General features: G+C 59.3%; 19 protein-coding genes. 4 read left to right on the forward strand and 15 right to left on the reverse strand.

Annotated features, from left to right (window positions below):
- Positions 1-6: 6 nt before the first annotated feature.
- The 11 genes from QD461_RS08860 to QD461_RS08910 form a co-directional block, all read right to left on the reverse strand.
- The gene (locus QD461_RS08860) at positions 7-2211 is read right to left on the reverse strand and encodes a DUF1217 domain-containing protein (protein WP_414087397.1); all 2205 of its coding nucleotides are present in this window, start codon (positions 2209-2211) and stop codon (positions 7-9) included.
- Positions 2212-2426: 215 nt separating this feature from the next.
- Positions 2427-4163, reverse strand: a complete 1737-nt coding sequence (locus QD461_RS08865) for a pilus assembly protein TadG-related protein (protein ID WP_414087398.1) — start codon at positions 4161-4163, stop codon at positions 2427-2429.
- On the reverse strand, positions 4163-4585 hold the full coding sequence (locus QD461_RS08870; protein ID WP_414087399.1) for a TadE/TadG family type IV pilus assembly protein: 423 nt from the start codon (positions 4583-4585) through the stop codon (positions 4163-4165). Before QD461_RS08870 ends, QD461_RS08865 begins: the two co-directional genes overlap by 1 nt.
- Positions 4586-5164: 579 nt before the next feature.
- Positions 5165-5374 (reverse strand): hypothetical protein, encoded by a 210-nt coding sequence (locus tag QD461_RS08875; protein WP_414087400.1) that lies wholly within the window; start codon positions 5372-5374, stop codon positions 5165-5167.
- Between the two features lie 73 nt (positions 5375-5447).
- Positions 5448-6248, reverse strand: coding sequence for an ABC transporter permease (locus QD461_RS08880; protein WP_414087401.1), 801 nt, complete (start codon positions 6246-6248; stop codon positions 5448-5450).
- On the reverse strand, positions 6245-7099 hold the full coding sequence (locus tag QD461_RS08885) for an ABC transporter permease (RefSeq protein WP_414087402.1): 855 nt from the start codon (positions 7097-7099) through the stop codon (positions 6245-6247). The genes QD461_RS08880 and QD461_RS08885 overlap by 4 nt, the downstream gene beginning before the upstream one ends.
- Before the next feature lie 91 nt (positions 7100-7190).
- Entirely contained in the window at positions 7191-8363 is a 1173-nt protein-coding gene (locus tag QD461_RS08890; RefSeq protein WP_414087403.1) for an ABC transporter substrate-binding protein, read from the reverse strand.
- A 47-nt stretch (positions 8364-8410) separates the two neighbouring features.
- The gene (locus QD461_RS08895; RefSeq protein WP_414087404.1) at positions 8411-9508 is read right to left on the reverse strand and encodes an ABC transporter ATP-binding protein; all 1098 of its coding nucleotides are present in this window, start codon (positions 9506-9508) and stop codon (positions 8411-8413) included.
- Between the two features lies 1 nt (position 9509).
- Positions 9510-11573 carry a hydantoinase/oxoprolinase family protein gene (locus tag QD461_RS08900; protein WP_414087405.1) on the reverse strand — a complete coding sequence of 688 codons (2064 nt, stop codon included), beginning with the start codon at positions 11571-11573 and terminating at the stop codon, positions 9510-9512.
- Positions 11570-13249 carry a hydantoinase B/oxoprolinase family protein gene (locus QD461_RS08905; RefSeq protein WP_414087406.1) on the reverse strand — a complete coding sequence of 560 codons (1680 nt, stop codon included), beginning with the start codon at positions 13247-13249 and terminating at the stop codon, positions 11570-11572. Before QD461_RS08905 ends, QD461_RS08900 begins: the two co-directional genes overlap by 4 nt.
- A gap of 112 nt (positions 13250-13361) precedes the next feature.
- Complete coding sequence (locus QD461_RS08910) at positions 13362-15929, reverse strand: LuxR C-terminal-related transcriptional regulator (RefSeq protein ID WP_414087407.1); 2568 nt, start codon at positions 15927-15929, stop codon at positions 13362-13364.
- A gap of 407 nt (positions 15930-16336) precedes the next feature.
- Between QD461_RS08910 and QD461_RS08915 the strand changes: the two genes are divergently transcribed.
- The 4 genes from QD461_RS08915 to QD461_RS08930 all read left to right on the forward strand — a co-directional run bounded on the left by QD461_RS08915 (position 16337) and on the right by QD461_RS08930 (position 20438).
- Positions 16337-17713 carry a DUF882 domain-containing protein gene (locus QD461_RS08915; protein WP_414087408.1) on the forward strand — a complete coding sequence of 459 codons (1377 nt, stop codon included), beginning with the start codon at positions 16337-16339 and terminating at the stop codon, positions 17711-17713.
- A 203-nt stretch (positions 17714-17916) separates the two neighbouring features.
- Positions 17917-18264, forward strand: a complete 348-nt coding sequence (locus tag QD461_RS08920) for a hypothetical protein (protein WP_414087409.1) — start codon at positions 17917-17919, stop codon at positions 18262-18264.
- Between the two features lie 51 nt (positions 18265-18315).
- Positions 18316-18990, forward strand: a complete 675-nt coding sequence (locus QD461_RS08925) for a response regulator transcription factor (protein WP_414087410.1) — start codon at positions 18316-18318, stop codon at positions 18988-18990.
- Complete coding sequence (locus QD461_RS08930; RefSeq protein WP_414087411.1) at positions 18987-20438, forward strand: sensor histidine kinase; 1452 nt, start codon at positions 18987-18989, stop codon at positions 20436-20438. The genes QD461_RS08925 and QD461_RS08930 overlap by 4 nt, the downstream gene beginning before the upstream one ends.
- A 97-nt stretch (positions 20439-20535) precedes the next feature.
- Here QD461_RS08930 and QD461_RS08935 read toward each other — a convergent pair whose 3' ends face one another.
- From QD461_RS08935 to QD461_RS08950, 4 genes are read right to left on the reverse strand one after another with little or no spacing between them, the layout of a single operon-like run.
- Complete coding sequence (locus tag QD461_RS08935; protein WP_414087412.1) at positions 20536-22095, reverse strand: D-aminopeptidase; 1560 nt, start codon at positions 22093-22095, stop codon at positions 20536-20538.
- Positions 22096-22098: 3 nt separating this feature from the next.
- Positions 22099-22608, reverse strand: coding sequence for a L,D-transpeptidase family protein (locus QD461_RS08940; RefSeq protein ID WP_414087413.1), 510 nt, complete (start codon positions 22606-22608; stop codon positions 22099-22101).
- Positions 22609-22619: 11 nt separating this feature from the next.
- Positions 22620-23594, reverse strand: a complete 975-nt coding sequence (locus tag QD461_RS08945) for an ABC transporter ATP-binding protein (RefSeq protein WP_414087414.1) — start codon at positions 23592-23594, stop codon at positions 22620-22622.
- The gene (locus QD461_RS08950; RefSeq protein ID WP_414087415.1) at positions 23591-24604 is read right to left on the reverse strand and encodes an ABC transporter ATP-binding protein; all 1014 of its coding nucleotides are present in this window, start codon (positions 24602-24604) and stop codon (positions 23591-23593) included. Before QD461_RS08950 ends, QD461_RS08945 begins: the two co-directional genes overlap by 4 nt.
- Position 24605 lies beyond the last annotated feature (1 nt).

The following is a 24605-nucleotide window of genomic DNA, read 5'->3' on the forward strand; positions in this document are numbered from 1 at the left end:
ATATCGCTACCGCGACTTGAGCTGAGCAATCGACAGCATCAGGTCACCGCTTATGCCGCCAGCGGAGCCACGAGTCAGGATCGACGAAGCGAGTGAATTCGTGTTCACGCCGTTCGCCGCGTCGTAAACCGCGGCAAAGCGCTTCAGGAGGTTGTTGACCTTGCCTGCGTCGTGCAGATCCTTTACCGAAACCATCTTTTCCAGCATCTTAGCCTGCCGGGTCACATCCATATTGGACATGGAAGACGGCAAGGAAAATGTGGTCTTGATGACGTTGTAGAGCGCGGGATCCGCCATGATATCGTAGACGGAATTGATCTGCGGCGCCTTCCGTTGGAAATAAAGCGCAAGCCGGACGCCATCGTTCGATTCCCCCTGCTGAGATTCCAGCGTCTGGTGAAGATAGAGGGTGTCCGTGGCAAGACGCGCGCCCTTGTTCTGGCTCGCCTCGATCTTGGTCGTCGTTAGATTTCCCTTGGAATCGAAGTTGAAGACGCTCACCATCGTTTTGAACTGCTGACCGGCCGGCGTATTCAAGAAGCCCTTCGCATCCTCGGGATCGGATGCAAAAGCCTTTTTAAGGGTAGCTTTATCGACCGTCTTGGGGTCGATGTTGTTGGCCACAAGGATGAAATTCGTCAGCTTCTTATCCGCCAGAAGATCGTCCACGGATTTGACCTTTCCGATCGACTTGATGAACTCGTTGGCGTCGTCCTTCACGTCCTTGACGGCTTTTTCTCGCATCTGGCCGGTCAATCCGAAGGTTTTCACCTTGGAATAGGATGAGATGAAGCTGTTCATCGAGGCCAGCGGCAGGGCCTCGACAGGCGAACGCAGATTGCCCTTGCTGTCGAAGTTGAACGCCTTTGCGAGCTCCAGGAATCTGGGATCTTTGAGGGTTGAGACGTAGCTCTTGCTGTCGTAAGGGTCGCTCTCCAGTACTTTCCTGAGCTTTTCTCTCGTTACCTCACTCTTGTCGATCCCGAAAGCTCGAAGCGCCATATCCTGCAGCGTCGGAAGATCCGCGTACTTGCTCTCGTTGGCGGCAAAGAAGTCAGCGATCGTCTTTATCTTGCCGACCCGCGTCTTGTAGTTGGCTTCGGCGTCCTTGAACAAGGTCTGCCGATTATCCGTGTAGTGCACCATGTACTTCTCAGACGTCGCCTTGATGCTATCGGCTGTCTGTGGTGGTTCGCCGGCTGGAAGCGATCCGTCCGGTGAGAACTTGAACGCGGCGATCATCTCGCCCATTCCCATGACGGAGGCATAGATTTTGTCGGAAACCGCCAGATTAAACTGCTTCGCCGTGATCTTCTGGCTGAGCCCGAACGCCGTCTTGATATAGGAGAACAGCCTGTTATCGCCGGTGAGGTCATCAGCCGATCGGACATTGCCGATGTGCTGTCGATAATAGTCGTCATTGCTGGTGGCCGAGGCCGAGAGGATCAGGGTCGGCACCGTGTTGTCGTAACGCGATATCAGCGCCTCTTTCTGCGCGGCAGTCTGGGCACTGGCACCGGAGAGTGTGCCATCCGGCTTAAAGCCGAATTCCGATGCGATAAGCTTGTATGTTGCCTGGGCGGAGCCCGACGCGAAATTGCTTGCTGTATTGACGAAGCTGTTGGGATCATTGACATCGCTCGTCAGGACAGACTTCAGAAAGCTCTTCGAAATGTGGGTCGCATCGAGGCCGTGAGCGGTCAGAAGGTATTCCCGCATCCTGGTGTTGTTGACGATGTCATCGACATTCGTCACCTGGTCGATCCACTTGCTGTAAAATGCGCTTTCCTTCTTGGCCAACGTCGTTTCATTGGCGAAGGAGCGCTCGTAAAGGCCGATCGTATCATTCTTCTGCGCGTCGCTTTGAGCCGTTGGCTTGGTGGAATTGGCAGTGAAATTGAACGCGGCCGCAAATTGCCGGTAGCGATTATCGGTCAGCTTGTTCGCAAAGCTCGTGCCATTGCTGAGATCGCTCGTCAGCACCTTCTTCATGAAAGCTTTGGCATAGGTCATATCCTCAAGGCCATAGGCCTTCATCGCATAGCTGTAGAGCTTGTGATCCGCGAGGAATTCATCGACATTTTTGATCTTGCCGATGTGAGTATCATAATACTGTTGATCGCTTTTGACAGTGGCCTGCTTGGCGATGCGCGCAAGCGTCGACGCCATATCCTTTGTCGCAGTCACGTAGCCGAGATAGGTTGAAATCATGGATCGCCCCCACAGCGCGCAATTCACCAACATTAGCCCCGGCGCGCACAATCGCAACCAGACCTTGCGCGAAGCTAGATCGGCAATCTCCAGGCCGGCTTCCGCCTCCCGTTTGAGGACAGGGATGCGGAGGCGACATCGTCTCACGGGTTGCTCGCCCGCCATGGTTCCGGCGGAGCTAGCGCAGATTAGCCGTGCGTCTTTAATCTCGGCCGTTATTGTACCAGCACCGGCTGCATGCATCGCGCATCGGTGACCTGTATGTCGGCCTGTCCGATACCGATGCCGAGAAGCCCGAGAAGATTGTAGAGAAGCTGGTCGACGGGCGCGGTGACGAGGGAAAGCGTGTCGGCGAGCGACGACAGCACGCCGCTCGGCGTTCCGATGGTGATGATCAGCAGCTGTATGCTGATATTGGCGTTCTTCAAGAGAGACGTGACCAGGGAGGTCGTGACATCCTTGGTCGAAACCGTCTTGACGGTACCGGCGGAAATCTCCGAGGGCTGGAAGGTCAGCCGCGTCGGGCTCATGTTGGCTATATCGATTTGCGCGCTTGCAAGAATTCTCAGCAGTAGGGAATCGATGATGGCAGCCTGAGTGACGCGTGGCTTCGTGCCGAAGTTCACGAAGGCCGAAGTATCAACATCGCCCAACGCGATCTCGGCGATACCCGGCACGGCATCAATTCCAACCACGGCATTCGGCATGTTACCGCCGACGCAGGTAATGGATGCCAGCCGAGCTTCGGCGGGGGCAAGCTCGACATAGAGCGGCACTCTGAGCTTCAATCCGGCGATCAAGGACAAGCCGGTAACCGAAACCTCGATGGCAGCCCGCACCTGCGGCGTACGAACAGTGGTGCCTGGTGCGCCCACGGCCGCGGACGGCGTTTGCTTTGCCATTTCGCCGATCGCCAACGTCAATTTGGCCGTCGCAAGATCGGGCAGTGCAACTCCCAGGTCGACGGCGATCTGCTTTTGCTGGTTGGCCGCCATCGCAGTCAAAGACAGAAAGCTCATCAGGCTGATATTGGAGTTCAGGTTCGGACCAGTGCCGATGATATTCTTGCCCTCGGGACCGAGGTTCAGGATATCCTCGAGTTTGAGGGTAAGCTTGGTGGTGCCGAGTGACTTGCCGAGGCCGTTGACGATGCTAACAACAGCAGGCGAGAGGCTCGTCATCTTACCGAGCGTACCCAGAACCTTGTCGTAGGGAACGCTGGTTGCCAAAAGATCGTTGTAGCTCCCCGCCGTAAGATTGAGATCGGTTGCCAGCAGGTTGAGGAAGCTCAGTAGGTTGACCTTCGCCCCGACCAGCGATTGGTAGTCGACGAGCTTGAGGGATATCTGCGTTCCAAGAAGGGATCCCAACAGCTGATTGAGGATGCCGCCATTGAGGCTCGCAAGCCGCGATCCGATGGAAAATGCCGCCACTGTATCGCTCGCTGCGGTACCGGTAGCGCTAAGTGTCGGCGAGTCGGCGAAGGACGACGCAAAGGGCATCACGGCTTTTTGCGTGAGCGTCACCTTTACAGCGTCATAGGGAGAACTCCCCGAGGAAGAAAAGCGGTTCTGAGGGGCAATCGTCGCATCCGCGGTGTAGGTTCCGAGAACCATGTTGGCGAGCGTTTCATACTGGCCCGAATTGGCCGCACTCGCCGTGATGGTACCGTTGGAAGTCAGATAGCTGCTGCCCGCCGCAAGCGCTGCCGTCGTTCCGTTCGACTGGAGATTGTTCAAAAGCGCGGTATTGGCGTTCGCAATATTGGAAGCTGCCGTGATCGCACCGATATCGCTGAGCTGCTGAAGGCGTTGCTGTTGCAGGGTCATCATGCCGTAGTCGATACCCAGGCCAAGGCAGTAGAGGATCAGGGGCGAGATGAGCGCAGTGGTGATCGCAACATTCCCTCGCCTGTCGCGGCAGAAGGCAAGACGCCTGAGAAGCTCATTCATTACATTCCCCCGATCCTGATGGTAGAATAGCGACGGATCGTCTGATCCGGCATCGCGAATGTATAGAGATTCCAGATCGGAAGGGCTGATGCGTCGTAGCTGGCGCTGACCGTAAACTGGTTGGCATTGGCCGGATCGGTCGCAACCGTGACGGTGAGCTTGTCCTTCGTCAGAAATGCATCGTTGATCGTCGAGCGATTGACGAAGTCCTGAACGAGCTGCGTCCGCTCATCCGCAGAAATGCCCGCGATCGCCGTCCGCGCGGCATCGGCCGTAAGCTGCTGCAGCGAGTGGGCCGCGGTTAGATAGATGGCGAAAGCAATAAAAGTGAGAAGCATGAGGAGGAAAAGCGGCGCGATAAGTGCAAATTCGACGGCGGCTGCGCCCCCCTCGGCCCTCCTGAAATCAGAAGCGCGTGTCATGATTCTATCTCCCTCAATCAACGTTCATCCGTGACGATGACGATCACGGAAAACCTTAGATTGCGGTCGTTAATTTTATATTTCTAAATATACTATTTTCTAATGTTTATATAACTAAATCATACAGGTTTGATTGGTAAAAGTTGATGTAAATTGCCGCTATCGCAGTATCTTCGGTAAATTGATCGAAAGACTTTTCTATTGAAGCAATCAAGGAATTTAATCGCATTGATTGCATCACTATCTTACACAATCATGCATCACTCAATGCCTAGCAGCCGACTGAGAAGCGACCGCCAGCGCTCAACTCATCGCCTTGGTGCAGTCCGGCCTATTGTTGATGGTGGGATGCTGGGAAATGTTACCCAACCATTCGACCGCAGAGAAATTGAAGCTGGCAAGGAGCGCCGACCCACTGCCAGAAAGAGAGAGGAATCGGGAGGATGGAGGCCACCTCTCTCTCGAAAAAAAGCGGAAACGCGCTAAGGGACTTCGGTTGCGGACTGGTCCCGCCAGCAAGGCAGGTGATCGGTCACGGGTGTTGGAACAACACGCAGACCATCATGTGCACCAAAGAATCTATTTCTTCTTCGGCACCAGATCCCAGCCGCCCTGCGTATTCCGCACAAAGCGATGATTGCCCTTGTAGTAGGAGACAGCACCCGTTCGACCCACCTTGACCGCCGTGGGCAGCAGTTGCGCGGCCGACTTCAAGCGTTCGACCATATCGAATGCCTCCTGTCGTTTTCCGGCACGGATCAACGTCATCAGCTTGGATTCCTGTTTCATCCTCTGTACTCCCGTTCATCGAGGATTAGGGGCGGACGGAATTTGCGGCTCGTCGTTCGTAACTGCATATCGATCATCTCACTCGGCGTTGCGTGAGCAGCGCGCGCAGGGCCACGGCCACCACGCAAACGCTGGAAAAAAGAAAGATTGCGCCCGACATCGCATAGATCGTCGGCGAGGCACCGGCGTTCATCTTGCCGAACAGCACCACCGGCAACGTGTTCTGCCGCCCCGCCAGGTAGAATGCCCGCGTGAACTCATTGAGCGACAGCAGGAACGAAAAAATGAAGGCGCTGATCAGACCCGGGCGGATGAGCGGCAACGTGATGTCATAGAATTGCCGGAACCGGCTGGCGCCAAGATCATCCGCCGCCATCAGATAGGTTCGTTTTACGGCCGCAAAACTCGTGAGGATCACGATGAAGGCGAAGGGCATTGCCCATAGCAGATGACCGGCAATGACAGTCAGAGCCGAAGCCTTCACGCCGATGCGACTGATAACGGTTGAAAGCGCCAAGCCCTGAATGACACCTGGTACGAACATCGGCAACAGGACGGTCAGGAACCATATGCTTCGGCCGCGTTGAAGCTCTCGATAAGCCAAGGCGGCACCGAGCGACAGCGCCGTCGCGATGACGGCAGTAGCAAGAGCAATAATGAGCGACTGGACGAGAGCGGCAACAAGCGCGTTTTCTCCTCCGAGCGCCATGTACCATTTCAGGGTCAGGTCCGAAAAATGCGGTAGACCCGGCTGCAGCGAAGGATTGAACGAGACGCCGAGCAGATAGAGCGGCGGCGCATAGATCGCCACCAGACCGAAAATTGTCAGTGCCCAGATGATGATACGTGGGCTCGTTCCTTCCCTGACGATCATTGGCTACGGTCCTCGAACAGGGAGGAGAGCCCAAATACCGCGTCGCCGAGCAGCACGAGTCCGAAGACTATCGCGAGCATCAAGGTCGAAATCGCGAAGGCCAGCGGGAAGTTCGCGACCCGCATGACGTCGTTGATCATCACCGACACAATCGACGCACCGGCACCCCCGAGCATCTGCACCTCCGTCGAAGAGCCCGCAACCATGACGAAGACAAACAGAAACCCTGCGAAGACACCGGAATAGGTCAAGGGCAGCAAAACGGTGCGCACCATGGTCCAGAAGCCGGCGCCGAGATCCCGCGATGCCGCGAGCGCGATAGGATCCACGCGGCGCATGGAGAGCAGCACCGGGAAGGTTGCAAACGGCAGGTAGGAGGCGACAAGCCCGACGATTACGGCGAAATCGCTGAACAGCAGCCAGTCTAGCGGCGCATCCGTGATACCAGCCTGCTGAAGCAGCGCGTTGATCACGCCGGTGCGCCCAAGCAACAATCGCCAGGAGAACGAGCGAATGAGATAGGAGGTGAAGAACGGGATCGTCAGAAGCGCCGCAAGCAGAACCGACAGCCGACGCCCCGCAAGGAAGTACATCGCATAGGCGGTGGGATAGGCGATGATGAGACAAACGCCCGCTGTTAGAAACGCCTTTCCGAGTGTGGACAGAAAGACGCTCCAGCGCCCTGCCTCCAGGATCGCGCCATAGGCAGCGAAACTGAGTTCGGGCTTGATCCAATAAGTCGCAGGATCCCAGGCGCAGAAGCTCCAGACCACGACGAGAACCAACGGCGCGAAGCCAAGCAGGAGGATCGCTGCAAGCGGAACAGTCATCAACAGGACTGATGTCTTCATTGTCTCGTTCCTTTCCTCTCGGCGTTGATCCCATCGGCGCGGGGCCGGCCTGTCCTTGGACAAACGAGCCAGCCCGCTCCATCCCGTCACATCAGGCGTTGCGCAGCTTCTGCCACCATTCTTCGTAGAGTTGGAAGTTGTCCGGGCGGCAATTCTGCCAATAGACTTTGCCGGAGAACTTCGCCTTCACATGGTCGGCGAGCTTGGTGACGTCGTCGGCCTTGTATTCATCCGGATGAGCCTTGGCATAGGCGAGATTGTTGTCGGTCGGCACAAGATAACCCCGCGCCTTGCCAAGTTCGCAGCCATAAAGACCGGCAAGCAGAGCATCGACAAACTTGTGGGCCGCATCTGCCTTGCCGCGCTCGGCAGCGCCCTTGAGCAGCACCGTATTGTTGCCCCAGCCCTCATAGCCTTCGACAGGAGCAGCGTACTCAACCTGAAGCCCGCGCTTGCGGCCTTCATAAACGATCGGCTCCCAGCCGGTCATGGCGTCGACTTCTTCGTTGGCGACAAGCTGAACGCCCTGCTCCCAACCATTCCAGAAGGTACGGAACTGGCCGTCCTTCTTGTGCTTGATCAGGAACTCCATGACGAGGCCAAGTTCGGACTCGGAAAGATTGCCTGGATCCTTGATCGGCTGGTTCTCGGCGCCCTTGAGATAGATGGCGGTGAAGATGGCGCTGTTGATCCAGGCATCTTCCATCGCAACGCGGCCCTTGAGCTTTGGATCGAAGATGACGCCGTAGCTGTCGACCTTGCCGAGCTTGTCAGGGCGATAGATGATAGAATCGGCGTTAACGACAGTCGGAATGCCGTATTGCTTACCTTCGTAGGTCAAGGTCGGTATATCCTTGGCCCACGGCCAGATGCCGCCAAAGTTCGGAATCTTCGAGACATCCCAAGGCGCAATCAGCCCTTGTTTGGCCAGTTCGCGCTCGGCACCGCCTTGGAAGCCGCCGACGTCAAAAAGGTCATTGGCGTTGCCGGCAGCCAGACGAGCGACGACCGGACCGACATCGTTACCATTATCGGTGAATTCCGGCGAAACGCCACTCTGGCGCGCAAATTCCTGCCATTTCTCGCCGATATCGAGGGTCGCCGTTGCCCAGAACGCAACCGTCGCATCATCGGCCATTGCGCGCGTTGCCCCAAGCCCGCCCACAGAAAGAGCGGCCGCCCCCGCCCCCATAAGCTTCAGCATGTCGCGACGCTGTATATTGCTCCTCAAGGCAGAGGAGACGAGATCATTGTGCTTGTTCATCGTGTCATTCCCTTCCCTCATTTTTGCTTGTATCGGCTAATCGGATTCTATTCGTCGGCTCCAGCCAGGGGCCGCATTCCGGAACGATCAATCAAGAGCGCAGCACCCGGCTTCAGATACACGCGCACGTTTTCGCCCGGCGAGGGCGGAGTTGCATCCGCGCTAGTCGTCAACACCACACGCTGGCTGTCGGCAAAAGCAAGCGTAACGTTGTGGCTCAATCCGCGATAGATGCTTTCGACAACCTTAAGTTCAATTATTTCTGCCGCATCTTCACCACCTGGCACGAGTTCCATCCGATCGGGACGGATGGCGACGAGAGCGTCCGATGGCGGTGTGGCCCCCGAAAAGGTTGCCGTCACCCGTTGGCCGGCAATTGTCGCAACGGCGGTGTGAGCGGACGCCGCGACACTTTCGGGCTTCAGGAGCGTATCGATGCCGACGAAACGGGCGACGAAAGCATTGGCTGGCGCATCGAAAAAACGTGCCGGCACATCGGTTTGCTCGATGCGTCCTTTGTGCATAACAGCCATACGATCGGACAGGCTAAGCGCCTCGTCCTGATTGTGAGTGACCAGAATGAAGGTCGCTCCCGTGCGTTTGTGGAGCCGCCCGAATTCGTCACGCATCTGCTGGCGCAGCCGCTCGTCCAAACCGGTCAAGGGTTCGTCAAGCAGAAGGATGCCCGGCTCCATGACGAGCGCCCGAGCGAGCGCGACACGCTGGCGCTGACCGCCGGAGAGAATATTGACATCGCGCTCGGCAAAGCCGGAAAGCTCGACGAGTTCGAGCGCGTCCTCAACCTTCGCCTTCAATGAGCCGCTGGAGAGACCCCGCAACTTCAATCCGTAGCCAACGTTCTGAGCGACGTTCATATGCGGGAAGAGCCCGAGCGACTGGAAAACGGTATTGACCGGCCGGCGATTGGCCGCAACGCCGGCCATATCCTTGCCGTCGAACTGCACCCGACCCGCCGTGGGCTTATCAAAGCCGCCGATGAGCTTCAAAAGCGAACTCTTGCCACAACCCGAGGAGCCGAGAAGAGTGAAAAACTCCCCCGCCCTTATATCGAGCGTCACATCATCCACCGCCCGCACAGGCCCATAGCTTCTGACGATATGGTCGAGGCCGATCGCTATCGCCATATCAGATGTCTCTCCCACCTGATTCACGAATAAGCAGCAGACCCTCTTCGGTTACTTCGAGCTCCTGCCCGGCAACGACCAACGACGTCGCCGTTGCCTCCTCGATGATGAGCGGACCGGCAATACCCTTCAGGGGAGGCAGTTTTGCACGCTCGTAGACCGGGCATGATAGCCAACCCGCCTCGCCACCAAAATAAACTTCGCGGCTGCCCTTCGAAGCCACATCCAGAGACCGATTGGCAGAGGACAATTTCGGTATGGCTATGACCGGCCCGTGCAAGATCGCTTCGAGATGAATCATGGTGATCTCGATCGGCGAGGCCCGCAGGCAAAATGCGTAAGCCCGCTCATGGACCGCATGAAAGCGCTCGGCAAAGCTCTCGACATCGTCCTCAAGCTCGAAGCGCGCAAAGACGCCGTGCTCCTGACCCTGATACCGGGCTTCCACACGGCAGGCATAATGAATGTCGGCACCATTGCCCTTGGCAAAATAGGTAATTGCTTCGCGCTTCAATTCGTCGAATCGGCCTTTCAGATCGCTGACGGCCTCCGGCATGAGGGCGGAGAACCAGGTGCCGCGGAAATCGGCACGCGGCTCGGCAGCCAACATCCCCCAGGCCGAGAAGATGCCGGGATGCAGCGGCACGACCGTCGTCTTCACGCCGAGATCGCGGCCGAGACGCGCGGCAAGAGCAGGCCCGGCGCCACCGGAAATCACGAAAGCCGCGTCGCGCGGGTCGTGGCCACGCTGAACGGTCACGAGCTTCAGCGCATTGATCATGGATGCATGGGCAATCTCGACGATGGCAAGTGCTGCATCCTCAACGGATAGTCCAAGCGGATCTGCGACGGTTGCGATCGCCGCCACAGCCTTGCTCTTGTCGAGCTGCATCTGGCCGCCGGCAAAGCTGGCGGGATCGAAAATACCAAGGGTCAGCAAAGCATCCGAGAGCGTTGGCTTGCTGCCGCCGCGTCCATAACAGGCAGGCCCGGGCGTCGAACCGGCGCTTTCAGGCCCGACGCGAAGCGCGCCGCGTTCGTCGATGCGGGCGATGGAACCGCCGCCGGCCCCGATTTCGACAATATCAACCACAGGCACCTGCACAGGATAACCGGGAGCGATGCGGGTATGTTCGAGCTTGTATTCGCTGTCGAGCGTTGGGCTGCTGTCATGGATCAGCGAGCATTTCGCAGTCGTGCCGCCGACATCGAGCGACAGCACTTCCGATTGACCGAGCAGCGCACCGATACGCGCCGCACCGGCAACGCCGCCGGCAGGACCGGACTCGACCAAAGTCAGCGGGCTCATCTGCGCCTGGTCGAACGTCGAAATGCCGCCGTTGGACTGCATCGCGTAGTAAGGGCAGGTCAGGTCGCGCTCCATGAGCGCGCTCTCGAGACGCGCAAAATAGCGCTTGATAATCGGCTGCACATAGGCGTTCAGCACAGCGGTGTTCGAACGCTCATATTCGCGCCATTGCCGCGAAACCTGATGGCTGGCGCAGACCGTAACGTCAGGGAGGGCTTCGGCGAGCGCCTTTGCACAGGCAACTTCGTGCTCGGGATTGACGTAACTATGGAGGAAGACGACGGCCACGGCCTCGACATTGCGTGCCCGGCACTCCCGGATGATCTCGTCGATATCGGCAAGTTCGATGGGTGTCAGAACGCGACCCCTGGCGTCCATACGCTCGCGGACCTCGAAACGGAGACTGCGTGGCACGAAAGGCTCAGGGCTCTTGAACTGGAGATTATAGAGATCGGGGCGATTGCCGCGACCGATTTCGAGTACGTCGCGGAACCCTGCTGTCGTGACGAGCGCCGTCGTGACGCCCTTGCGCTCGGTGATCGCGTTGATAACGGTCGTCCCACCATGTGCAAAGAAGATGACGTCGCGCGTCGAAAGACCGTCTTTCTCTTCCGCAAGCTCGATGGCCGAAAGTACGCCTGCGGATTGGTCATGAACTGTCGTCAGGCTCTTGGCGGTAAAAACCTCACCGGTACGCTCGTCGTAGCCGACGAGGTCGGTAAACGTACCGCCCACATCCGTCGCTAGCCTGATCATCCCGTCATCCTCTCTTCCAGTCCATAAAGCGTCCGCGCCGTCTCCTCCGAAATATAGCCATCTTCAACATCGCGGCGGACATGCTCGGCCTCGCGCGCACGCGCCTCGCCCCATCCTCCTCCGCCGCCGGTAATGATGCGCACGAGATCACCGCGCTTCAGCGCGATGTGCGGCTCGCGACCAAAGCTCGTCACCCGACCGGCGGAATCTTCCACCTGCAGCAGGTTGAGCGTTCCGGACTTCCCCCCTTCAATCCCCCAGGGAGCAGTTTCAGTCCGCCCGAAACTGCAATAGGCCGAAGCCCCATCCTCGAGAATCTCGTAATCGCGGATAACCCCGAAACCGCCGCGCCGGCGACCGGCACCCGAACCGCCCTCGACATTGAGCGCATAGCGGCGAACAATCAGCGGGAATCGCGCTTCGATCACCTCGACCGAATAGTTGTAGGTGTCGCCATCCGTAAGCGCGATCAGGGCATTCGCGCCATCCGCATCCTTGCTTGCGCCCCAGCCGCCATGCTGCGGCTCGATATGGATGAAGGGTTGGCCGGCAGCATCCTTGCCCGAGATATAGACGACACAGAGACTCGTATAGGACCCGGCCGAGAACCGTTCCGGCATAAGCTTGGCAAGCGCTTTCCAAACCAGCTCGGACGCATGGACCGAACCCTCATAGTACCAGCCCGTCGGAGAAGGCTTTTCGGCGGTGAAAACGGATCCTTGCTGTGCAATCACGGTAAGCGGCCGAAACCATCCTTCGTTGGATGGTGCCTGTGGCGCCACCAACGCCTTGAATATGGTGCGCACCGCCGATTGCAAAGCCCCGGCGGCACAATTGATCGGCCCCTGCACCGCTGGCGGGCAGCCGGTGAAATCAGCGGTCAGTCGATCCCCGGCGATCGTGATGGCAACGTTCACCACGATCGGATCTGTGGTGACGCCATCGCCGTCGATGATGTCCTGTGCCTGGTAGATGCCATCCGGCAAGGCGGCGATGGCGGCGCGCGCCTGCTTCTCGCTGGTCGCAAGCAGATGGTTAAATGCGGCCTCGACGATGTCGATACCATATTTGCGGCAAAGCTCGCCCATCCGCCGCGCGGCGACGCGAACGGTGGCCACCTGTGCAGTAAGATCGCCAATGGCGATATCCGGCAGGCGAACATTTTCACGGATGATGCGCAGGACCTCGCCCGAGAAGCGATCGTTGTGCACGACCTTGACGCCCGGCAGCCTCAATCCCTCCTGAAAAACGGAGATGGCATTTGGCGCAAGCGAGCCGGGGACGGAGCCGCCGACATCGAGATAGTGAGCAACGTTGATGGCATAAGCCATGATACGGCCGTCGAAGAAAATCGGCTTGACGATGGCGAAATCGCAGGCATGCGTACCGCCTGAGTACGGATCGTTCGTGAGCAGGATATCGCCGTCTTCGAGATCGTCGCCATAAAGTGCGAGCAGCGATTTGACCTGGGTGCCGAAGGTGCCGGTGAACAAGGTGATGCCGTTCATCTGCGCCACAAGCTCGCCATTGGGCGTGAGCAGGCCACAGGCAAAGTCCAGCACTTCATAAATAACGGGGCTCATCGAGGTACGGGCCATCACCACGCCCATCTCGTCGACAGTGGCGGCCAGCTTGCCTTCGATGATTTCCTGAGTCACCGGGTCGACAACGATCACGAATCTACCCTCATCATTATATTCGTACCGGTTCAGATTAGGTGTTTTTCGCGCCGCCGAAAGCCTTCCCGATGGGTGGGAGGAAACGCCCCAACCCACCCGTTCGGGTAGGTTATCGATTGAGCATGCCCTTTTTGCGCGCCGCCGTTACCGCCGCCGTCCGCGTCGAGACATTGAGCTTGGTGAAGATGTTCCGCAGATGGAACTTGATGGTGTTGTCGGACAGAGAAAGCGTTCTGCCGATTTCCTTGTTGGAAAGCCCGGCGCTTAGCAGCTCTATTACCATTCGCTCGCGTCCCGTAAAGAGCGAAAGGTCACCACTGCCGGCTGCTTGCTGCGTGGTATCGACGGTGTTCAGCAGCGACTGAAGGCGCTTGCGCGTTACGTTCGCAACGGTCGGATGGTTGGCAAGCAGGCGAAGCTCCCCGAGCCCCGCCGCGTGATCGAGATAGAGCAGCGCGCGATAGTCGCTGAGCGACATCGTCAGAACGAGATCGGAAAGGCGGGCGGCCGCCACATCTGCACGTCCTTCGGCTATCAAGATCTGTATTTCGATAAGCGCAAGCTCGATTCGACGCGGAATATGCGGGCGCTGAGCCTGCCGCATCGTAAGCTGATCGAAAACCTCGCGCGCCTTCGTAGCTTCGCCAAGCGCCAGATAGGCCCGCATCCAAAAAATAGCCGGTGTCGCGCCACGTAAATGAATGGACAGCATATTGGAGCGATCGGATCTGATCGTCTGCATGCCGAAGCCGCTGGCTTCCGCATGACGGATCGCCTGATCGAGATCTCCCGATGCCATCAGCAGCATCGCCCTTTCACGATCAATCAGGCGGGTGAGCCGGTCAAAACCGCGGCGTCTGGCCACTGCGCGGATACGGTCCATGGCTACGTGAGCGGCGATTGGATCATCCCCCATCCGCAAGGTTCGCTGCTCTGCCATGAAGCCGGCTGCGAGAAGATCGAACCACGTGTCGTGGCGTTCGAGATGCGGCAAGGCCCAGCCGAGCATCTCGGCCGCGGCCTCCGTCTCGCCCCGCATAGAGAGAATTTCCGCCTTTAGCACTTGGCCAACGGCGTCAAGATCACTGCCGGCCGCGATGTTGGTCTGCGCCTCGCGGATCAGCTCATCATAGGCGGACAAGGCGCTCGCGCAATCGCCGGAGAAAAAGAAGGCTTGGCCGATGTGTGTGTAAAGGTGCATGGCGCCGAAGTCCGCGCCGCCGTCGCGAAAGGCGCGAAAGGCGAGGTGACCATAATGCAGCGCCCGGTCGAGCTCGCTGCGGATCAGGAAATTATAGGAGAGCATGTTGAGCGCCAGCGCGCGATGGATGAGCTCCATGCCATCGGGCTGCTGCAGATCGTTCTCCAATGCCGACAGATCGGCCGCGCTCGCCCAATGGTCGGTGTAGAGCGCCAGAAGAATCCGCACGACACGCAGATCTTTCGCCAGGACCTCGTCACCGGCGGCGGCACGTTCGGCTATGACCAGATAGTGATTGGCGGCCGCAAGTTGCGCTGCCTTGGCGTTGAAAATCGATAGTCCAAGCGTCGAAAGCGGAAAACGGCTGAGATCTATTTCCGAGGCCCGCCCGCTTAATGCCTGAAATAGCGTTGTACCGCCGCGCGTGGTGGCATAAACGCGCCGCCAGCCGCCTGCAGTTTCGACGATGCGCGCGGCAAGGTTGGCGTCGTCGGCCGAAAGCGCATGTTGCACAGCCCGCTCGATATCGCCCTTAGCCTCGAACCAATGCGCCGCGCAATTGAGGATGCGTTTGGTATCGACGCCTCGCAGGCTGGCGGTTTGCTTGAGGAATTCGTTGAAGACCGGATGGTAGCGCATCCAGTTCCCGGGACCGGCAAGCAGGGTGACGGGAAGAGCATAATCATTGAGCCTCTCGATCAGCCCTACCCTTTCGCTACTGTCGAGAACGACCTCGAGGAGCGAGCGGTTGAAGGCCGGCAGAGCGGCGGTCTCAATCAGAAATTGACGAATTTCCTCCGGCAGATGTTCAAACACCTGCTCCGAGAGATAGGCGCCCATGTCGGCGCTACCGCCGTCGAAAGAGGCGAGAATTTTGTCGCCCTGCTCGGACTCCGATACGAGCAGGCTCACCATCTGCAGCGCCACTGCCCAGCCTTCGGTACGACGATTGAAGGAGCCGACCTGCTCCTCGGTCAGATGCGTCCCCTTGCCGAGGAACAATTCACGCGCTTCGGCATCGGAGAAGCCGAGTTCGCCAGCACCGAACTGTTTGAACTCGCCGCGAAGGCGCAGGGCCGACAAAGGAAACCGCGGCGGGCTGCGGCTCACGAGCACCAGTTTGACATGTTCGAGAGAGACATCGGCGAGGATCTTCGCCATCAGCGCTTCGACGGCATCTGTCTGGGCGAAATGATAGTCGTCGAGAAAGATGACCAGAGGCCCGGCGATCTTGCGCAGCCGCGTTGCCAGCACGGAGAGAAGAGCCGTTGCCGGCAGATTGCCGGCATCGCCGCCATCCTCGTCCAGAAGTGTCTGCAACGCGTCGATAAGAGCGAGCAGAAAGGTTTCCTGGCTGGTGTGTTCCGCGTCGAGTGACACCCAGCATAGATTGACGCCATCTTCCTTGAGTTGCTCAAACCATTGAACGGCAAGGGAAGTTTTGCCGTAGCCAGCGGGCGCGACGATGGTCGTCAACCGGCGCAGCCCGGCTCGCCGGAGCTGCCGCAACAGGTCGCTTCGTTTAATGGTTTGCTGCCCGCTAGAGGGGGGAGCAAATCGATTCTGTCCGCTCATGGGGCGGGATGATGCTGTCTTGGCAGGCAGTTGGCAACCCGAGGGAAAACGTTTGCAAAGCTCTTAAATCGTTATTTTTTTGTGTCACTTAACGAGCTGTTGGCGACAGCGCCTGTTTATGCCCGCAAAGACGCTAAAACTCACCTGCCGGATCCCCAACAAGTCGAAAGCTGCCGCAAAATAGCCGCGCAAAACCGTCAGGAAAACACCCCTTGCTGCTCCATTTTGAGCCATAAACGGTCCGTTAGGAATTTATTGACCATAATGCCAGGTAAATCGATGCCGCTGGCGCGGCGCCTCTGATCTGTATGTCTGTAACAAGGGCGAAAGTCGTATCCGTGCATCACGCGATCTTTTCCATTCCGGCGGCAACCCTCGCCATGAGCTTCTCGTTTGTCGCTTGCCGGGTGGCACTGGTTGCGATGCTGGTTTTCGGCGCTCTAGCGGGATCCGCCAAAGCCGCAACCGATGACCGGGCGCTCAAGCTGTTCTTCACCCATACCGGAGAAAGAGCGACGATCGTCTTCAAGCGCGGTGGGAAATACGATCCACGTGGCCTTGCGCAGATCAACCGCTTCCTGCGTGACTGGCGCAAGAACGAGCCGACCAAGATCGATCCGGGTTTGCTCGATCTGGTCTGGGAGGTCTATGGCCGCAGTGGCGCGCGCGAACCCATCCACGTCGTCTCCGCCTATCGCTCACCATCCACAAACAGCATGTTGCGCAACCGCTCGCGCAGCTCCGGCGTCGCAAAGCACAGCCAGCACACCCTCGGCAAGGCGATGGATTTCTATATTCCCGGCGTGAAGCTCGCGACGCTGCGCGGAATAGCCATGCAGATGCAGATCGGCGGCGTCGGCTTCTACCCCAATTCCGGCTCGCCCTTCGTTCATCTGGATGTCGGCCGGGTCCGCGCCTGGCCCAGAATGTCGCGCCCGGAGCTTGCGAGGCTCTTCCCGAACGGGCGAACTCTGCACGTGCCTGCCGATGGCAGGCCGCTTCCGGGCTATGAGCTGGCGCTTGCGCAATCGAAGAAGCGGCCGAGCAAGCTCATGGCCGTTGCCGCCGACGATGATGATGACGATACACCTGCGCCCGCGCCTGCTCCGATCGTGACGGCCTCCATAACCAAGACAGCCAGCTCGCCCCTTATGACGAGCATGTTGCCCATTCCCCAAAGCCGCGCCGTGAACGGGCTGGAAGCCCAGCTTGGCAAGCGGGTTGCCGAGGAAAATGCGGTTCAACCCTTCACCGACCTGACATCCTATGCCGTCCCTCTACCGACGACACGGCCGGTGAGCATTGCTGTGATCCCGGCGAATGCGCCCGAAAGGCCGGCCCGAACTGTGCTGGCAAACCTGGTGGTCGGACGGAACGACGCCGGCAAGCTGCTCGTTGCGGAACCTCCGAAGAATTCGAACGACAACGCGATGGAAAAGCTGCAGCCCATGGCAAAGCTTCCAGCCTCCGCGACGCAGGACGTTTCGGGCGGCGTCGGCGCCATGTCCACAGGCGCAATCGTCGCCTGGGCATTGCAACCTCCAGGCATCGCAATGGATATGACGCTTCCTGGCCTGGTTGGGGCTCCCATTCCCCTGGATCAGGACACCGGCAATATTCGAGACGGGATCATCGTAACAGAGGATGATGATTTCGATGTCGAAAGGTTCGGCTTCGAAGGCTGACCTCAAGGCGCGATACGCATTGCCACCGTAAACGTCGTTGCAAACGGCTTTTCGCTTGCGAAAAGGCATTGCTCGCGCTTGAGATGGTGACTGACGGATATCCGATTGAGATCGGACGCCCGGCCGCGACCAGGACAAGCCGGCTTTTGTAATGTCGACGTAATCTTCCAATCCTAGAGGCTGCTTCCAAACTGGATTCAGCCATGCTGCTTCGTCGCCTCCTTCCCGTTCTGCTTGCCATCGGCGCCTTGGCGCTCACGGGTTGCGTTTCTGCGATGATGAAGACCTATGCGCCGCCGCCCGCCCAGATCGTAATGCTGCACTACGGCCCGCCGGCTAGCTTACGGGCTCTTGACTTCGAGCAGCATGTCCATGGATGGCACAAGGTTGCCGCCAATGCCGCACCGACGGCGCCGAATCATCCGATTTCCCCGGATCGGCGCAAGACGGATCCCGCGCCAAGGGAGGGATATATCAAGCGCGCCAAAATGCTCCTATACCTCATACGCTCTCGCCATTGGCGATCATTGCCTTATGACCAGACGTCGTGAGCCGGATGCAGCCTTTGCGAAAATGATGCGAATCGAAGTCGGGTAAAGATCATGCACATACTGCTAGTCGAAGACGAACCGGAAATGGCATCAGTGCTGATGACAGCATTGAAACGCCAGGATGTCGTGGTCGACCATGCCTCCAACCTCGCCGATGCGGAAGCGATGGCGCGCTTCGGCACCTATGACGCGATCGTGCTCGACAGGCGCCTGCCTGACGGTGAAGGACTTACTCTGATCCCGCGCCTGCGGGCGCAGCACATCGAAGCTCCGGTAATTGCCCTCACCGCCATGAGTGATCTGCGCGACCGCATCATCGGGCTCGATGCAGGCGCCGACGACTATTTGGGCAAACCCTTCGCGACCGAAGAGCTTGTGGCCAGGCTGAAGGCCTTGCATCGGCGCCCCTACGTCCTGCGCGCAGATCAGTCCATTGTCGGCCGTCTGACCTATGATTTTCGCTACCGCGAAGCGCTGATCAACGATCAGGCGTTAGAGCTGCCACGCCGAGAACGTCTGGTTCTCGAAACGCTGATCCGTCGGCCCGGCCGCACCGTCATGCGCGGCATGCTCGAGGAAGCGGTCTACGCCCTCGACGACGAGATCGGCTCCAATGCGCTGGACGCTCATATTTCCCGCCTGCGCCGCAAGCTGGACGATGTGTCCGCCGGTATCGAAATTCGCGCCGTCCGCAATCTGGGTTATTTGCTGCGAGCCGTTCCATGAAGCCGGAGCGCGCCCGCTCGCTGCAATGGCTCCTGGTGCGACGTTTGATCCTGCTGCAGGCCGGAATGCTGCTTTTCTTCATTGTCCTGTTGATCGTCGTGCTGTCGGTGGTGAAGCCGAGGCTGATGATCGACAATGAGGCAGCGGTGACCGCCGTTACCGGCGCGGTCGATCGCGACAAGGACGGCAAGCTCATCGTTCACGATACCGACGAGCTCACGCAGTTTCGTGCAGAGCATCCGAAGGTCTGGTACATTATACACGACGCAACGGGCCAGACGGCGCGTTTGGGCATAGCGCCGCCCGACTATGACCGTGATCTCGGCAGTCTTTTAAGTTCGGTCGACCACGCGAGCGTCGGCTTTGCCGGCAAACGTGACGGGAAGGAGATGCGGCCGGAGGCCTTCGTTCAGAAGGTGGATACCAAGGCCGGACCTGTCCAGGTCGTCACATCGACCTTTCATTCGCGATCGGACTCTGAAGGTTTCGACATCAGTATTACCGCCATTGTCGACATGGCGCGCAAGCCTGACGGCACCGCCGATTGGCCTCGGGTCCTCCCCGGCCTGCTGGCCTCCCTCGGCATCGTCCTTCTGCCGATCATTCTGGCCATGGGCGTGACGACGCTGGTAACGACGCCCGCCGTCGTGCGCCGTTCGCTCACGGGACTGATCGGCGCCGCCAATCAGGCAGCACGCATCGATTTCGATACGCGCGCCATGCAATTGCCTGTCAAGAACGTGCCCCAGGAGGTCGTCCCGCTTGTCAGCGCCTTCAACCAGGCCCTCGGCCGGCTTGCACAGGGCATCGACAGCCACAACCGCTTCCTGACGGATGCCGCGCATGAATTGCGCACGCCGATCGCCATTCTGCGCACACGCGCCGAATTACTGACGGACGAGCCGGAGACATTACGGCTGCGACAGGACATTGAGCGCCTCTCGCACCTCGCCCAGCAGCTGCTGGATCATCAATCACTGGATCGCCCCAACGAGCATCGCCGGGTCGTCGACCTTGCGGAATTTGCCGGTCGGGTCGCGGCCGACCTGGCGCCCCTTGCGATCGAGGCTGGCTATGATTTCGCCTTCGAGCCCCCGGACGGAAAGGTCGAAGTCGAGGTCAACGCGCTGCAGATCGAGCAGTTGCTTGCCAACATCGTTCGCAACGCCATCGAACATGGCGGCGGCAAGGGCACTATCACCGTCCTGGTCGATCGGGCGGGTGGCCTGGAGGTTCACGACGAAGGCCCGGGAATTCCGGTCGAAGAACACAAGAACGTCTTCGAGCCATTTTACCGCGTACATCCCCACTCTCACGGCGCCGGTCTCGGGCTCAATCTCGCCCGCCAGATCGCGCAGTTGCACGGCGGTAGCATCACGATCCTGAACGGTCCGTGGCAAGGCGCACGCGTCCGAGTTCACTTGCCATTGCACCGTCGAACAGCTTGAACCGCTGCTTTCACCGGCAGCGGCCATCATAGCCGGGCAGTAGGCACCTGATCGGTGCCCTGAAAGTGGGTTCGAACGGCTCGAAACTGGGGCTGGGTCAGATCCGGCGGTATTCGATGTTGCGGGCCAGCCAGCATCCGAGCGTCAGACCGGACACCTCACCGGAGGAACCGCGCCTGATCTGCACGGTCCAGTCGCCCGGCGGGGCTGCGTCCATGGAACGGCGCGTCGTGATGACCCAGAGATCATCCGCCAGCGGATACATACTCTCCACCGGCCCCAGGCCGAGCATGCCTTCGAAGCCGACATAGGCTGCGCCATCCCGCGCTTCGATTTTGAGCTTCGCGCCGATCTCGTCTGAAACATAGGAGCCGGCGATTCCGGCCCCATCGGCCCATTCCACCGGCGCAACCGGCTTTGCCTCGACAGAGAGATTTTCTCCCGGCCGCTCCATAAGCAGACGTTCTCCATCGCGCCGCAGCACAATGTCACGTGCGCGCAGAACGCCATCCGCCACGGGCGTGCACAGGCTGGGGGCCGTCGCGTAGTTGAGCCGCACGCCATCCTTTTGCTCTTCGGTGCGAAGATAAAGCCCTTGCGCATCGTCCAGCCAGAGGCCGGACCAGCCCTCGGCCGGAACGGCATCCTCGCCGATACGGCAGCCAAGAGCAGCTTCCATCAGCGACCAGGCTGCTCGCATGGCGCTCGCTTCGTGATTGAAGATGACCACAATCGACAGCCGCTCGGAGGCAATATGCATTCGATAAGAGCAGAAGCCGCGCAGGCCGCCGCCATGGGACGTTATGTCATAGCCGGCAAGCGGCTCGCGGCGAATTCCATAGCCATAGGAGGCAGGCTTGCCGTCGGCGAAGCAAACGGGAACGCTGATCCGATTATAGAGGCTTTTCGGATCATTACGAGTCGCGTCGATGTGGCGCTCCCAAGCCAGCATGTCGTCAAGCGAAGCCGAGATGCCAGCATCTCCGAACCAGAAGATACCGCTCTTAGCGGGCAGGAAGCCAACGGTATCATTGCCCTCAAAGCCGATGACGCCATCCAGCCTTTCGCGGGTATCGGGCGCAAGGACCGCACCGGTCATGCCAGCGGGCCCGAAGATACGCTCGCGCAACAATTCGCCGAAATCCCGACCGCTCGCGCGACGGATCAGCTCTGCCAGAAGGCGGAAATTTCCGTTGCTGTAGGAGTAGGCCATGCCCGGCGCGAAATGTCCCGATCGTGCCTGCGAGAGCAGACGCAAGCCGTCCTCCTCGGTGAACACGGCTTCAGGCGCAGCCCCCTGCAGAACTGTCAGAGCCCAATAATCGCGCAGGCCGGACTGGTTGTGACAGAGATCGGCCACCCGCGGTAGCGGACCTTCAAAACTCGGCAGAAGCTCCGGCAACAGCGGATCGAGCGCCTCCGGACCATCGAACATATCCAGCAGCAAAGCGCAGGTCATGTGCTTCGAGATCGAACAGATCGGCAGGCGGCTTGCCGTCGTCATCGGCAGGCGCCGCTCCATATCGGCAAACCCCCAGGCGCGGCGGGCAATCACTTCGCCGTCCTTCACCACGCCGACAACACCGGCCGGGCCGCGATAACGATCCGGCAGCATGTTCAGCGCATGTTCCAGCGCCTCATGATTAATTCCGCTCATCTCTTATCCCTGAAAGCAGAGCCGCGTGCCGGGCTCGGCCATGGCCAGAAACTCCTGAAGATGCTCAAGCGTCAGCGCGGCGCAGCCGGCAGTCGGGCCATAACCATCGCTGGCGACATGCAGAAAGATGGCGCTTCCGCCACCGGGGATCACCGGATCGTCGTTCTGGCCGAGCACCACGACGATGTCGTAGAGATCATCCTTACGCCACATCTCCTCATGGCTGGCGGCAAAGGGCAGGCGTACCGGGCGATTGTAGTCGGGATGGTCGGCGGCATCGCACCAGCCGTCCTGCGGATCGATAATGGCGGTTTCGAACGCGGAGACTGGAGCCGTCTTAAGCTTGTCGGCCCGGTAGAGCACCCGGCGGATCGGCCAGCAGCCGATCGGGCTCACATTATCGCCTTCGGTCTTTTCGGCGCGGATACCGCTCTTGCCCACCGCTGCACGCCAGACCTTATCGCCATAGCTCGCCTGCCAGCCTTCGCCGGCGCGTTTCACGATCAGATCCAAGTCCACCTCCTTCAACCCTCTAACGGAAAATGACAGGCGACCATCCGGCCGTCCCGCTGCTGTGGGGCAGGGTCTTCTACCCGACAAATATCCTTGGCAAAAGGACAGCGTGTGTGAAAACGGCAGCCCGATGGCAGATTCATCGGGCTCGGAATTTCGCCCTTCAACACGAGCTTTTCCCGGCCGCGCTGACGTGGGTCGGCAAGTGGCACCGCCGAGATCAGGAACATCGTATAGGGATGCAGCGGCTTGGCGAAGATTTCCTCCGTTCGCCCAACCTCCACCAGACGGCCGAGAAACATCACACCCACGCGATCGGCAAATTGCCGAACGACGCTCAAGTCATGTGTGATAAAGAAGTAGGTCAGACCCAACTCTTCCTGAAGATCCGAGAGCAAGTTCAGCACCTGCGCCTGGATCGAAACATCGAGCGCGGAAACAGACTCGTCACAAACGACGAAATCCGGGCTGTTGGCAAGGGCACGGGCAATGCCGATACGCTGACGCTGCCCGCCGGAAAACTGGTGCGGATAGTTGCGCAGATATTGCCGCCGCAGCCCCACCATGTCGAGAAGCTCGGCGCAGCGCTCGCGGATCGCTTCTGAGGAACCATAGCCATGGGTCCGCAACGGCTCACTCAGGATTTCCTCGATGCGCATGCGCGGATTGAGCGAGGCATAGGGGTCCTGGAACACGATCTGCAGCTTCTTGCGCAAACTGCGCATGCCGCCATCGTTCAGCTCGGTCAGTTCCCGACCGCGATAGCGGATCGTGCCGGACGTTGCCTCCAGCAGGCGCAGCATCACTCGACCGAGGGTGCTCTTGCCGCAGCCGGATTCGCCGACGAGCGCGAAGGTCTCCCGCTCATAAATATCGAGAGAGACGCCGTCGACGGCGCGCACTATGCGAGCACCGCTGCCGAAAAATCCACCGCCTACCGGATAGTGCTTATTGAGATCACGAGCTGAAAGTACAATGTCGTTCACGATGCCACTCCTTGCCCGCTCGTTTCCTGTTGCGCATGCAGCCAGCAGCGCGCGACATGCCCCTGTCCAAGGCCTGCAAGCTCGGGCGGCTGCTGACAGATCGGCAAGGCGTCGCCGCAGCGTGGGCCAAAACGACAGCCGGGCGGCAACTTGGCGAGATTGGGCACCATGCCCGGAATGGTGGGCATCCGTTTGGAGATCCGCGTGGCACTTGCCTTGGGGATCGATGCCAGAAGTCCGCGGGTATAGGGATGGGACGGGCGCTCGAAGAGGTCGAATACATCGGCCTGCTCGACAATCTGGCCGGCATACATGACATTCACCTCGTCGCACATTTCGGCAATGATGCCGAGGTCATGCGTGATCATGATGATCGCCGTGCCGACGCGGTCACGCAGATCCAGCATCAGCTTCAGGATCTGCGACTGTGTCGTCACATCGAGCGCTGTCGTCGGCTCGTCGGCGATCAGCAGCTTCGGCTCGCAGATCAGCCCCATGGCGATCATGGCGCGCTGGCGCAGTCCTCCGGAAAGCTCGTGCGGATAGGCATCCAGTCGCGCCTTCGGCTCGGGGATGCCTACCAGTTCGAACATTTCCAGCACGCGGTCGCGGATCTCCTTGCGCTTAAGCCCATGATGGATCGCCAACGGCTCGCCGACCTGATCCCAGATCTTGCGCACCGGATTGAGTGATGTCATCGGCTCCTGAAACACCATGGAAATCTCGCTGCCGCGAACGCGGCGCATTCCATCCGGCGTCAACGTCGCAAGGTCCGTGCCGTCGAGCATGATGCTCTTCGCACTGACCTGACCCTGCGGCCTGGGCACAAGTCCCATGAGAGACAGGGCGGTCATGCTCTTGCCGGAGCCGGACTCGCCTACCAGCCCAACGATGCGTCCACGTCCCACATCGAAGGAGATGTCGTCAAGCACACGGACGTTGCCGCGGTCGCTGCGGAATTCGGTGCGCAATTCACGCACGCTGAGCACTGTATCGGATGCGGATGCCATC

The organism is Rhizobium sp. BR 314 (assembly GCF_047445805.1).
Taxonomy (GTDB): Bacteria; Pseudomonadota; Alphaproteobacteria; order Rhizobiales; family Rhizobiaceae; genus Rhizobium; species Rhizobium lusitanum_B.